This window comes from Pararhodobacter sp. SW119, from assembly GCF_017811755.1.
Classification (GTDB): Bacteria; Pseudomonadota; Alphaproteobacteria; order Rhodobacterales; family Rhodobacteraceae; genus Pararhodobacter.
The window spans coordinates 1-12331 of the sequence record NZ_JADDJF010000071.1 but is presented as its reverse complement, the minus strand read 5'-3'; the positions used below and the strand labels follow the sequence as shown (position 1 = coordinate 12331).

12 protein-coding genes are annotated in these 12331 nt (G+C 62.8%); 4 read left to right on the top strand and 8 right to left on the bottom strand.

The window, feature by feature from the left end; translation table 11 throughout:
• From IM708_RS19040 to rsgA, 5 genes are all read right to left on the bottom strand, one after another.
• Window positions 1-346: helix-turn-helix domain-containing protein (locus IM708_RS19040; protein WP_209428146.1), on the bottom strand; the 346-nt coding region annotated here is incomplete at its 3' end.
• Window positions 347-501: 155 nt separating this feature from the next.
• Window positions 502-2541 (bottom strand): LamG-like jellyroll fold domain-containing protein, encoded by a 2040-nt coding sequence (locus IM708_RS19035; RefSeq protein ID WP_209428145.1) that lies wholly within the window; start codon window positions 2539-2541, stop codon window positions 502-504.
• A complete protein-coding gene (locus IM708_RS19030; RefSeq protein WP_209428144.1) occupies window positions 2534-4120 on the bottom strand; it encodes a glycoside hydrolase family 68 protein in 1587 nt (528 codons plus the stop codon). The genes IM708_RS19035 and IM708_RS19030 overlap by 8 nt, the downstream gene beginning before the upstream one ends.
• 230 nt (window positions 4121-4350) lie before the next feature.
• Window positions 4351-5295 carry a CAP domain-containing protein gene (locus tag IM708_RS19025; protein ID WP_209428143.1) on the bottom strand — a complete coding sequence of 315 codons (945 nt, stop codon included), beginning with the start codon at window positions 5293-5295 and terminating at the stop codon, window positions 4351-4353.
• Window positions 5296-5405: 110 nt separating this feature from the next.
• Window positions 5406-5777, bottom strand: coding sequence for a GTPase RsgA (gene rsgA / locus IM708_RS19020; protein ID WP_348525007.1), 372 nt, complete (start codon window positions 5775-5777; stop codon window positions 5406-5408).
• Between the two features lie 188 nt (window positions 5778-5965).
• On the opposite strand from rsgA, the gene IM708_RS19015 reads away from it, so the two are divergent.
• Together IM708_RS19015 and IM708_RS19010 are read left to right on the top strand one after the other, a co-directional pair.
• Complete coding sequence (locus tag IM708_RS19015; protein ID WP_209428142.1) at window positions 5966-6121, top strand: hypothetical protein; 156 nt, start codon at window positions 5966-5968, stop codon at window positions 6119-6121.
• 22 nt (window positions 6122-6143) lie between these two features.
• Window positions 6144-6395: a hypothetical protein gene (locus tag IM708_RS19010; RefSeq protein WP_209428141.1), complete on the top strand. Its 252-nt coding sequence runs from the start codon at window positions 6144-6146 to the stop codon at window positions 6393-6395.
• Between the two features lie 118 nt (window positions 6396-6513).
• Here the strand turns inward: IM708_RS19010 and IM708_RS19005 are convergent, their stop codons facing one another.
• Entirely contained in the window at window positions 6514-6744 is a 231-nt protein-coding gene (locus tag IM708_RS19005; RefSeq protein WP_209428140.1) for a hypothetical protein, read from the bottom strand.
• A 16-nt stretch (window positions 6745-6760) separates the two neighbouring features.
• Window positions 6761-8140 (bottom strand): chemotaxis protein CheB, encoded by a 1380-nt coding sequence (locus IM708_RS19000; RefSeq protein ID WP_209428139.1) that lies wholly within the window; start codon window positions 8138-8140, stop codon window positions 6761-6763.
• Window positions 8141-8393: 253 nt separating this feature from the next.
• Between IM708_RS19000 and IM708_RS18995 the strand changes: the two genes are divergently transcribed.
• A complete protein-coding gene (locus tag IM708_RS18995; protein ID WP_209428138.1) occupies window positions 8394-9422 on the top strand; it encodes a chemotaxis protein CheB in 1029 nt (342 codons plus the stop codon).
• 409 nt (window positions 9423-9831) lie between these two features.
• On the opposite strand, the gene IM708_RS18990 is transcribed toward IM708_RS18995, so the two are convergent.
• A complete protein-coding gene (locus IM708_RS18990; protein ID WP_209428137.1) occupies window positions 9832-11508 on the bottom strand; it encodes a BCCT family transporter in 1677 nt (558 codons plus the stop codon).
• Window positions 11509-11577: 69 nt separating this feature from the next.
• On the opposite strand from IM708_RS18990, the gene IM708_RS18985 reads away from it, so the two are divergent.
• Window positions 11578-12072 (top strand): hypothetical protein, encoded by a 495-nt coding sequence (locus tag IM708_RS18985; RefSeq protein ID WP_245243326.1) that lies wholly within the window; start codon window positions 11578-11580, stop codon window positions 12070-12072.
• The last annotated feature ends 259 nt before the right edge of the window (window positions 12073-12331 follow it).

Sequence of the window (12331 nt, the reverse complement as noted above, 5' to 3'; positions counted from 1 at the left end):
GGTCTGCCCGGGTCCAGGCACAGCAGCCGTCCGCGTCGGGATCGGGCTCGCGCAGGATCACCGCTGCGAGTTCCGCCTCCTCCATCGCGTTCAGCCGCCGCGGTGGCCGCCCCTTCGGCCGGTCGTGGAGACCCGCCAATCCCTCGGCATTGTAGCGCACGACCGCGTCACGCAGCGCCTGCCGCTCCATCCCGGCCAGCCGTGCCGCTTCCGCCCGGCTCAGCCCGTCGAGCGCGTGCGCAATCGCATACATCCGGGCCGCCGCCCGCCCGTCCTTTTCCCGACGCGCCGCCCGTCGCAGCGCCTCGGATGACAGCTCACCCCTGATCTTGAGTGCGTTCCCCATGGCCTCCCCCACATTCGGTGAGGAGAGAGAGAATCACAACTCGCCGCGCGTTCAAAGAGCATACAGAGTCACCTCATGCGCTCGCCGGTATTATATCTCGCAGCTGAAGGTTGTATGTGAGCGTCTTGATCTGAGCACAGGAAAACGGGGACCTACTACTCGTGCCCAGCGAGACGGAACGCCTCGATCTGCGCGCCGCCCTCGGCCGAAAGATACAGTGCGTCGCGGCCTTGCACCATTGCGAAGGCGAGGAAGGCGAGTGGCCGGCCGTTCACGGACCCGAATACGGCTGCGCCGTCCATCAAGATCTCGATAGTGATCGTTTCGCTCGGCGGGATCATCCCTTCGATGACCGAGGAACGTCCAATAGGAAGCACCGGCCCGTTCGTATAATCGAGGCGAACAGCGCCGGTTCCTGCGTCTATGGTCAGTTCAGCGGCTACCTCTCCCTCATCGGTGACCCGCGTTCCGAGGCGGACCAGACCCCCGTTGGACGCGTCAACCTCGGCGGAGAGGAGGACAGGCCGCCCTCCGGTCGAAAGGGTGGCACTCGTCGTGGCTTTGCCCTGGTCCAGAATCCGCACGAAGCGATCGGCGAAAGCGGGCACGAATTCCTGACAGAGGTCGTCCGGGTTGTCGTGGCAAAGGTCGAGCCTCGTTGCGGGCGTGAGCACATGAACCCACCCCGATTCGTGGCGTTTCTGCTCGTTTCGGATCTCGTCCGCGACGATGCCGATGGCAACCAGATCGCCCTCCGGCCCGCGCGCCATGGTGGGCGCCCGATAGGTGGCCAGGATGTCGAGTTGCCGAGGTTCGGGGTCCTCCGGCACGAAACGGGTGCCGTCGAACTCGCCCAGCCAGTAAAGTGTGCGCGCCGGTTCGCCTTCCAGGACCGGGGTGCCCATCAACATCCAGCGGTCCCCGATCTCCAACAGCACCGGCAGTTCCCAATATTGCCCGGGCATTTCGGCGCCGCCGGTATCGAAAAGACCTGTCCGTTCCCATGTTTTGCCGTCTTCGGAAAGGTAGGTATAGACGAGCGCCTCGCTACGGTCGCGCGATCCCGTTCCGATAAGCATCAGCCAAGCGTCGCCAGTGCGGACGATCCACGGGTCGCGCATGTCCTGGAATTCGGAAGGTGTGTCGTGGTCAACGACATGCGCAAGGCTCAGCCCGCCCTCAAGATCGGCCTTTGCAAGCCCAATGCCCGCCCAGTCGCCGTTGACGCCGGAATAAAGGACAGCGGGCGGCTCGCGGTCCGGAATCCAGTTGCCGACCCAGACGCCCCTCCGGTCGAAGCCGGTCGTGGGCATGAGTGCGGGGCGCCGCCGTTCCCAGACAGCAAGATCGGACGAGACCTGGTGCCCCCAGACAATATCCCGCCAGAAGGCGCCGTTGGGGTTGGCCTGAAAATAGAGATGCCAGAGCCCGTCGCGCAAGGTCAACGCGTGCGGCTCGTTCGTCCACCCGGTCGCCCCAAGCGGAAAAGCGCGTGGACGATCGGGGTCGTCCGCGAACCAGACAGCCGGAGCGTCCAGGTCGGGCGTTGTATCCGGCCTTGGTCCCGGCGTCACCGGATCGGCCGACCGTCTGAACGTGACCGCGCCCAACACGCCACTGATCGCACCCAAGGGATGCGTGCCTTGCTGGAAACCCGCATCGAGCGCCCGGCCGATCGCGAAGAGACCCTCGATAGGCCCGACCGCGCCGCCGTCGGCTTGCGCGACCTCATCACCGTCGACCCTGAGGCGCAGCGTCTCGCCGTCGTAGTCGCCGGCAAGGTGGACCCATTCCCCAACAGGCAAGGGATCGGTCCCTGCGGCCCTGAGGTTGCCGAGTCGAATCTCGGGCTGCCGCCAGCGATTGAGGCCCAATAGCAGACCATCCTGTGCCAGATAGAGGATGGCCGCCGTGTCGCCGGGTGGAGAGGCAAATGCGAGCCAGGCACCCACCGCAAGGCCATCGGACGGCTCCAGTGCGACGCTCCCGCCGGCTTCGAGCCAATTCGAGTTGCCGTCGAAGCGAAACGTGGCGCCGGGCCCATCGACCGGCACGACTGCGCGCTGCGCGTAAGGCGTCGCAAGATCGATCTCTCCCAGGCTCCAACCCGCCCCATGCTGCGCGAGCGTGTCGGCACTGGCCATGAACGCAATGGAAACCGCCAGCGCGACCGCTGGCGGTAGAAGGTCATTCACTCGCATCGGAATCCTGTGCGCCAACCATGGCGGTGTTGCCGTCCAGCACGAGTTGGAACATCGGGGCAGGCGCGCCGAACATTTCGAGATCAGCATATTCCGGACGCTGGGCGAAGCCCCAGAGCACGTTCAGGTAGCTCATGACGCGCCCGTCCGGCAAAACCAGATAGGAATAGACCTGCGCAGGGGCGTTTCGCGGGTTCGCCGCGACCAGCCCATGTTCATTCAGCGGCTGAAGATGCCCGCGGATGTTCCCCGATGCCGCCCGAAACCCGTAGAGCCCGCGCGGCCCGTGGACCTCGGGCGAAAACGTGAAGTCGTGGGTTGAGAAAAACAGATAGAGCCCGTCGTCGCGCAGCACCACATGGGGCCGTTCAAGTTGGGAGTTCACCCCGGCCGAAATCAGAATCGGCGGCTCCAGGTCCCAGTCGCCTTCGTCATTGCGCGTCAGCATCCCGACCGTGCCGTTGTAAGGCCCCGGCACACCCGCCGCGTTGGCGGTGAATAGGATCTGGTCTTCGCCGGTAAGCGGATTGGTGAAGAATTCGGGATCGCGAAACCCGTAGACGGCTTCCGAAGCGAGGTAAGTCTCGTATGTGTCGTACCAGAACCCGTCTGCTTCGCCTATGATGCGATGATCGCCGACATTCTCGAAGGCGATGCCATCGTCCGTGACCGCAACCGTCGCCGTGGCGGAGGCGAGCCGCTGGACGGTTGAAGGCCGGCCGATCGCCTCGTTGAAGATCGATACCGTGCCCGGCGCCGGATCTTCGTCCAAGCTGGGCGCATCGGGATCGCCCACGGCCGTGTAGAAGAGCGTCACTTCGTCGACTTCGGGATCATAAAGCGCCGATCCCGCCCATTGGCGCGACCCAAGGCCTTCTTCACGCGCAAAGATCGTGCCGCCAGGGCGCCAGTCGCCGTCGCGGGTGTACCAATAGCGCAGCTCGGACAGCGTGTAGAAGGCGTGGCCGGTCTCCTCGACCTCGTTCCAGGTCGAACTCAGGGCAACCATCACCACCCAGCCGTCGAACTCGGTCACCGAGCCGTCCGGGTTTCGGATCGGCCACGCGTCCCAGACATAGGTGCCTTCGTCGAAGTACTCTTGCGGGTGGATCATCAGGGGCATCGTCACGTGGATGTCCTGATTGATCGCCTCCACCATTTGCGGGGTCCACAGCGATGCCATCGAACCCGCGAACCGGAACGCCGCCGGTGTCGTCATGCCGCTCTGATCGCTGTCTTCAAGCGATCCCGACTCGGCAGAATGCTCGGCCATCTCGCGCGTTTCGTCCTGTGCTTGTGCGGGCGTCGCCACGCTGGTCTCAGAATCCGGCTGAGAAATTCCGATTGCGCTGCCCTCGACCTCGGGCTGATTTTCGAGGGGCGGCGACGCCTGCGCCTGTGCTTGCGATGCGAAAAGCGCGACCGTGATGGTTGCGATGGTTGCCGAAGGATATGACATTTTTTTCCTTTCGAGTTTGTGTGCGCCAAGAACCCATGTTCTGGTGGCAACGTTCCAAGTCGCTGCATACGGTAGGGCGAAGCGCCGCAAAGCTTGCGGCGGATTCGATTTCAAGGCGCGAGCCTTTCGGAAGCCACCAATCAAGAAAATGCGCCTGATCGCTGAGGTTTAGGCCGAGTCAGCCGAACAAGTGATCGAAGCTCTTGGCCGAAAGCTCTTCCTTGAATTTTCAAGGAGGATCTCCAGACGCTGGGAAAACGGGCAGACGGGGATATGGCAAACAAGGGGGCGCGTCGTATCGGGCATGGGGTCCTGTCCTTGGCGCTCACAGCTCACTCTGGCAATTACTGGCGTCCGGCGAAAACTGCGACCGCAGAGAGACGCCCGTCGTCTGCGGCCTCCGCCGAAAACCCGAAGTACGATGCTGCTGCGCCGCCGAGAGACTGATATGTCTCATCGGAGGAGGACCATTCGGAAATGATCGTGGCGACATCTTCGAGTGTCATCGTGGCTCCCGATCCGCCGAGGCTGGCAGTTTGCAGCGCGAGGCTCGTCCACCCGGTCGACCCCTCCGGCAGCAGTTCGAAGACGTTCTCGGGCAGCGCCTCCGGATCGTCGGCAAGACTTTCGAGGACGCGCTCCGCGACGTTGTCCAGTGCTTCACTCCCGTCCAGGGGATCGAGATCGACCGCTGTGCGCGCATCGTTGATCTGCTCGAGCGCCATTTCGCGGGCGGCCTGTAGCGTCAGAGCCTGTGTATCTCCGCCATCAATTGCATCCGATCCGGGGCCGGAGAACGTTTGGACGGCATATACCGCGCTGCCTTCTCCGACGATCCCGAAACCAAAGCTGTCGAAGCCGTCTGAGAGGATGTTTTCGCGATGACCCGGACTTTGCATCCAGCCTTCGTGAAAGGCGCGCACCCGGCCAGCATCCGGCGGGACCGGGCACCTTTCACAGGTGGCGATATTCTCGCCGCTGATCGCCCAATTGCTGCCGCCAGTCGCAATAAATCGATCAAACGGGGTGGTGTCGCCATCGGGCGAGACGTGATCATGGTAGTCACGCTCCAGCATATCGGCCGCGTGCTCCTGCGCCGTCCGATCCAGGATATCGCTGGGTTCCAGTTTGGGGAGTTCTGCCTCAGCGCGGGCAGTATTCGTCAACTCGAGCGCCTTTTGGCGCAGCGTCGAAAGATCGCCTGTCTCCTGCGCGAGGGTGGGTGCGACGAATGCGCCAAGCAGGACCGTCGCCACAGGAAGAGGCCGAATACAGGATAGCTTTCTCAAGATCGTTCCTCCACGCTTCGTCGTCATCAATGGCCAACTCAGGGCCGGGCCGGTCGACCCGGCGGTCGGCTTCACAGAGGGGCGGGAAACCACAAGTGCAACTTACGCGCTCACCGGCGCCTTCGGCTCGGGGCCTGGGTCTTGTTTCCGCGTGGACCGGGCGTATTGGCGCGATTTTCTGCGCTTAGCTTGCGCCAGCGGTCGAGACGCGCCGCTGACAGATCTCCCGCCGCGACCGCGGCCTGAACAGCACAGCCAGGTTCATGCGCATGGCTGCAATCCCTGAACCGACACTTTGGGGCCAACTCCGTGATCTCGGCGAAGAGCATGTCCAGACCGTTGCCGGCATCGCTGACATGCAGGCTTCGCCTCCCCGGCGTGTCTATCACACACGCTCCCCCCGCGAAGGCATGGAGCGTGCGCGAGGTGGTCGTATGGCGCCCCTTGGCGTCACTTTTGCGGATACTCCCGATTAATTGCACACGTGAAGCAACGCGCGCCGGGCAAACTTGTTCCTCAAAATGTGCGCGCCGTTCGACATGGACCGTGACGCGGTTTGGAAAATACCCGTGATCTCCACCTTTTCGAAGGATGACTCGTTCCACGATGATGGCAACGACGACCTGATCGCGCTCTGCCTGTTCGATCCTTGAATCAAGGAAAGGAGGGCGTGACGCTCGAAGAAATCACGGCCGTGCGCACCTACGCGGCGACCAAGTCCGAACTCGAGGAAACGTATGGCAATCTTAAGGAAGCGGCTAAGGCGCGTTCGATCGTCGACGCTTACGATTATCTCATCTCGACGCACACCGTAAAGCGCGCGTGATCCAGAAGATAGGAGGCGCTCCATGTTGCGCACCACCCACCACGAGCGTCTGGTAGGCATCAAGAATCGCGCCGACATCCGAGCCGACGGTCTGTTCAGCGCCTTCGCCGACGACAACGCCTTGTCTACTGCCACTTGGTCGAACGCCTCGCAAATAGGATTTCCGACATCGAGGACAAGCGGTTCTTCGATTCGATCGAGGAGTTCCTCGGCAACCCCTTATCGCGGAAATTCTGAACCAAAAGAAATCTCGCGCCGGCGCAAGATGCATTGACGTGAGGTCAACGCTGCGCAGCGGAGATCAGGTCAGCGAGCGCTGCCTGGATCTGATGCGGTGAGGCAGGCTTCTGGATTCGGCGCGCGTCCCGCAGGAGTGGTTAGCTCGAAATCGACTAGGCATAACCGCTGTGGACGATGAACGGTATGCACCGCCGGGCGAGCGCGTGCGCGACCGGCGCGACAGACGCGCCGTCCAGGTTCTCATCCAGAAACGCGACGTCTGGCTCAGCTTGTTTGAGAATGGATAATGCCCTTTCGACCGTCGGCGCCGGGCCGAGCACCATGCAACCGCTGTCTTCGATGATGCTGGCGAGGTCGAGCGCAACCAGGTAGTTGTCCTCCACCAGAAGCACGTGGTTCCTAGGCAAGGTTTTGGGGCGCGAAGATCATCGCCTCGCGCAACTCCGTTTTTACCGACACCGTGTCGTCGCGAGTGTCAAACCACTGCTCGCGCCGCTCACGTGACAGATGCTGCACGGCCGCGGCGGGATACACGCCCTCGCGGGCCCTTGAGAGAGCCGCTTTTGAGGCGTCTGTCGCGAAAATCGCGATCGGAAACGCGCCCTCGTTCGCCCGCCTCGCCTCGAACAGCGACATGGCGATCGACCAGGCCTCCTCACCGGTCGCGCAGCCGGCCACCCAGGCCCGCAGGCCTTCGTCCGCGGAGCGGCCCTTTACCAGCGGCGCAATCGCCAGCTCCGACAAAGCCCGCCAGGCGTCCACGTCACGGAAGAAGGAGGTGACGGATATCAGAAGATCTTTAACCAGAGCGTCCGCGTCCTGCTCGTGTTCTCGCAGATAGTCGGCATACTCCCCGATCCCGTTCAGATTGAGCAGATGCGCCCGGCGCTCGATGCGCCGTTCGAGCGTGCCGGGCTTGTATTGCCGGAAGTCCATCCCGGCGCAGGCACGCAGTGTGACGAGGATGCGCGCCATGGGACTTGAGGCGTGGAGACTGCCGCCGCGCTCGGGGCGCTCCGCCGGTGCAGTATCGTCTTCGACTACTGCACCTTCTGGCGCGGCCTCGCAGAGACGCCGCGCAGTCCTGGCGAGCGTCTCGGCCATCTCCCGAGTCGGCAAAACGACGTCGACGAAGCCGGTGCTGATGGCGCGGCGCGGCATGTCGTCGAACTCCGCCGTCTCGGGCGACTGCGCCAGCACGCAGCCGCCCGCCTCTTGCACCTTCGCAATGCCCGCCGAGCCGTTGGAGCCTGTTCCGGAACAGACGATCGCGCCGGCGCGCTCGCCATAAACCGCGGCGATCGCCACGAACAGGTCGTCCACCGGGTGATCCTCGCCATCCCGCCTGCGCGCCCGCGTCGCCAACCGGCCGTCCTCCGCCACCAGGGTCCTGTCGGGCGGAACCACGTACACGACGTCGGGTTCGATTTCGACCGTCTCTTCGATCCCGCGCGCAGGCAAGAGCGTGTGCCCTTCGAGGAGCTCGACGAGGTGGCTCTCATCATCATGCCCCAGGTGCAGGACGACGACGACGGCCATTCCAGGGCGCTCGCCCAGTCGGCTCAGCCCCTCGAAGAAGTCGAAAAAGGCCGGGAGTGCCCCCGCGGAGCCACCAAGACCGACGATGGGATAGTCCGCGCGAGGAAGTTTTGACATAGCGGGATGGTATCTGGTGGCCCTTTCGCACGCAATGATTGAAAGACTTCGGCCCGCTGCGCTTTGCGGCCAGTCGGCGTGCCCAATCACCACGCCCTTCTCTCGTTTGTCAGCGGCCGTCACGGTGCGCTTCTTCCCCTATCCGGCTCGAGGGCATCGGATGAGGCCATGAATGTCGGCAGCGGCGCAGGCCCCAGGTTAACGCACGCGAGCATCGATGGGGCGGGACGCGTAGGAACTTCCTGCACTGCGTTGCGTTCCTGAGATCAGGATGATGGTCTGACATGTGCCAAGTATGTCTTGCGAAACGAAGTCCGCTTCGACGGCGCTGGAACCGGCTTCAAAGATGAGCGACACTTCACGCAAGGAGACGCAAATGGCTCAACCGGAAGGTGACATGCTTGTCGTGGTCGGGTCATCTGCGGGAGGAATGCAGGCGCTGAAGGCCCTGGTCGCACAGTTCCAGAGCGATTTCCCGGCACCTGTCTTAGTCGTCAATCACATGAGCCCGGAGATGACTGGAGATGTTCTCGTCCGCGTTCTTGACGAGGCCGGGGTCCTGCCTTGTCAGCATGCCACGGATGGGGAGCGCTTCGAGCCTGGAAAAATCTACGTGGCGCCGTCGGATCGGCACATGCTGATCGAGGGAGAAAAGATACTCATAACCAAGGGCGCGCCCGAAAACAGATCAAGACCGGCGATAGATCCCCTGTTTCGCTCGGCAGCGGTCGACCATGGCAATCGCGTCATCGGAGTAATTCTCACCGGATACCTGGACGACGGCACAAGCGGCATGATGGCGATCAAGCGATGCGGTGGGATCTGCATCGCCCAGGATCTTGATGACGCCGCCCATCCGGACATGCCGCGCTCTGTGATCGTCAATGTCGGGGTGGATCACAGCGTGCCAATAGCGCGCATGGGCGCCCTGTTGTCCAAGCTTGCGCGCGGGACACCCGGGAGGCGAGAGCCGCCTCCGGAAGACGTGGTGATCGAAGCAAGGATCGCGAAACGCGTCCTGAGCGACTTGCCCTCCGTCGAAAAACTCGGTGATCAGGTTCCGTTCAACTGCCCTGATTGCGGCGGCGTTCTCTGGAAGATGAAGGAAGGCGACCTCCTGCGGTATCGCTGTCACACCGGCCATGCCTTCACGTCGGCGGTGCTTCTGGCAGTGCAATCGGCGAAGATCGAGGAAACACTCTGGACGGCGCTGCGCATGTTCGAGGAGCGTCAAAACCTGCTCGCAACGATGAACACGCGCGGCGATGGCAAATCGTCTTCAGCGCTTTCGCAGCGAGCAAACGACGCGCAGGTGCATGTCGACCGCATTCGCGCAATGTTGAAGGCGTCAGATACACCCGTCGACATTGTAGAGGCGGGCGGTCGCGGTCCAACAAAGGCGTAGATCGCGACCATCTACTACCGCACTCGCATCGGCGTTTCGCCTCCCGACATCTTCGAAGTATGCTGCGGACACAGCGTTGCGCCGGCATTCGCAAGGGCAACCGAGGGCAGCAATTCTCATCAAGCTCCTGGCCAGGCGACCGGCAGAGGTTGAGAACGGGCAATAGGCCGTCCGCGTCAGTACGGCTTGCTGATCGCACAGGGTGTCATCCTGACCGGTTATCACGGTATGCCGCGTTTCGGATACAAGATGTCGGACGAACAAGTCGCCGCGGTAACGAATTATGTGCGCAGCCATTCGGCAATGACTATTCAGTCCCGATCACCCCCGCCGAGGTCGCCGCCTTGCGACCGCCCGAAGACAGGGATTGAGCACGTGCGCTGGCGGCGGCGAATAATGCCGTTTCAGGTCATTGCGTGTGCGCGGACTTTTGAGGAGCTTGCTTTGCGGCGTCCGGCGCGTCGGACGGAGGTGAATCAAACTCGCTGAGGGCTGGGCGCTTGCCGATGGTGACATGATCGATATCCTCAGCGGCAAAGCCTCGGATCAGTGCGGGTATCATCATGAAAACCAGCAGGAAGATCGGCAGGCCAACCACCGTGATCACTTGTTGCAGCGCGGTGAGGCCAGCCTCACCGGCAAGCAGGATCAGCGTCGCGGCAATCATGCCTTCGGCCAAGCCCCAGAACACGCGCTGGCGAACCGGGCCCGCCTCTGCGGTACCCGAACACAGCATGTCCACCACCAGGGACGCCGAATCCGACGAGGTCGCGAAGAAGATCGCCACGATCAGCACCGCGATCCCCTGCATAAGCGGTGCCCAGGGGAGTTCGGCGAAGAACGCGAACATCGCCAGCGGGATGGATTCAGTAACCGCCTCGCTGATACCTCCGGCAGCCGGCCCCATGGTGGCGCGCGCGCTTTCGCCCAAACCGTCAAGGGCAATCGCCTGCCACCCGAAGATGGCGAACCAGATCACTGTGAAGAGCGACGGCGCCAGAAGCACGCCAAAGACGAATTCGCGAATCGTCCGCCCGCGCGAGATCCGCGCGACGAAGAGGCCGATGAAGGGCGACCAGGTGACGGTCCAGGCCCAGTAGAAGACCGTCCAGTCACCCTGCCAGCCCCACCCCCCGGTGCCGGTGCCGTCGCCATGCAGCATGTCGTTCCAGAACGCCAGCCTGGGTAGGTTCGACAGATACAGGCCGACCGTCTCGACGATGCCGCGCAGCAGGAACAGGGTCGACCCAGTGACGAGCACGAAGACCAGCAGGCCGACCGCCATGCCGATATTGATGTTCGACAGAACCCTGACGCCCTTGTCCAGGCCGGCGACGATCGAGACGACTGCCACAAGGGTCAGGGCGCCCAGGATGGCCAGGCGCAGCCCGGTATCGTTGGACCAGCCGAAGAGCGCCGAGAGACCCGCAGCCACTTGAGACGAGCCCAGTCCGAGCGACACCGCGACCCCGAAGAGCGTGCCGAGGATCGAGGCGATGTCGATTGCCTTGCCGATGGGGCCGTGAATCCGCTCGCGCAGCAGCGGATAGAATACGGAACTGACCCGTACCGGCAGGTCATATCGATTGATGAAATACGCGAATGCCAGGCCCGGCAGCGCAAAGATTGTCCAAGTATGCAGCGCCAGATGATAGAGCGAGATCGAGATCGCGTCCTGTGCGGCCTCGAAGGTGAAGGGTTCGACACCGGGCAGTGGCGGCGACTGGTAATGGCTGATCGGTTCTGCCACGCCCCAGAACATCAGCACCGTGCCGATGCCACCGGCGAACAGCATCGTGAACCAGGATAGATTGGAGTAATCTGGCCGTGAGTTTTTCGGGCCCAGGCGGATATGTCCGTGGCGCGACATTGCAGCGTAGATCAGAAACCCCAGCCACACATTCACGCCCAGGATGAAGAACCAGCCCAGGTTGGTCACGATCCAGGCCCGGCCGTCGGCAAAAGCGGAACCAATCGTGCCAGGTGCTGCGACCAGAAGCAGGACGAACACCAGGCTGAGTCCGGCGGAAAAGAAGAAGATTGTCGGGTCGACCCGCAGACCCAGCCTGTTCGCCAATGTTTTCATGTGCCCTCCCTCGCTCTACTTTGAGGCGAACCGTCGAGCGGTAATTGCGTTCCCTGCCAAGTCGGCGCGATGCTGCAATCAATCGGTCGCATCGTTACGTCCGAAACCCAGCTTTGGAGGCGTTATCATCCGCACGGCCGATCATTCCAGCCCAGACGATCGCGGCATCGACATCAACATCTTTGGCGAGCACCGGGTGGTTTAGCGGTCATCGGTTCGCGTTTTCATGCCATCCTCGACGACCTGGTCGGGGCGCTTTTGATCGTCGCGCCCTATCTCTTCGGTTTCGCCACCGGCGGCATCGAACAATGGCTCCCCCAGATCCTGGGTGCGGCGACGATCATCATGAGTCTCTTGACGGCGTACGAACTCAGCATCGCGAAACTCATCCCGCTGCCCACGCAGTTCGTGGTGGATGGCGCCAGCGGCGCGTTGCTGGTGGTGTCGCATTGTCTATTTGGTTTTGCCGGGATAATCTGGTGGCCGCATCTGCTGGTGGGAGTGATGGAAATCGTTGTGGCCGTCATCAGCAAGCGCCACCCTCACGATGCCCGCGCCCATTGAGCGGGGCGGGGCGTCCCCGCGACCCTCCACGATGGCGATGCGCCCAGCAGTGGGGCTGACGGGGGCGCGTGGCGGACCCACCGGCATGCGCGCTCTATAGAGCGGCGGCACCCGCCGGTCGGCAAGTTTGTCGAGCTTGAAGGCGGGCAGCGGCTGCAAGCAGTCGCGATTCTCCGAACAGGCGGGCTGACATGAGCAAAATATCGGACAAGGCGGCTCTCGCCTCCTCCTTTGGTACTGTGCACTATGAGCAAGCTAT

Excerpts from the sequence above, each read along its gene's own strand:
- IM708_RS18995 (WP_209428138.1), top strand. The coding sequence starts at position 8,394 with ATGGCTCAACCGGAAGGTGACATGCTTGTCGTGGTCGGGTCATCTGCG.
- IM708_RS18990 (WP_209428137.1), bottom strand. The coding sequence starts at position 11,508 with ATGAAAACATTGGCGAACAGGCTGGGTCTGCGGGTCGACCCGACAATC.
- IM708_RS19010 (WP_209428141.1), top strand. The coding sequence starts at position 6,144 with ATGTTGCGCACCACCCACCACGAGCGTCTGGTAGGCATCAAGAATCGC.
- IM708_RS18985 (WP_245243326.1), top strand. The coding sequence starts at position 11,578 with ATGCTGCAATCAATCGGTCGCATCGTTACGTCCGAAACCCAGCTTTGG.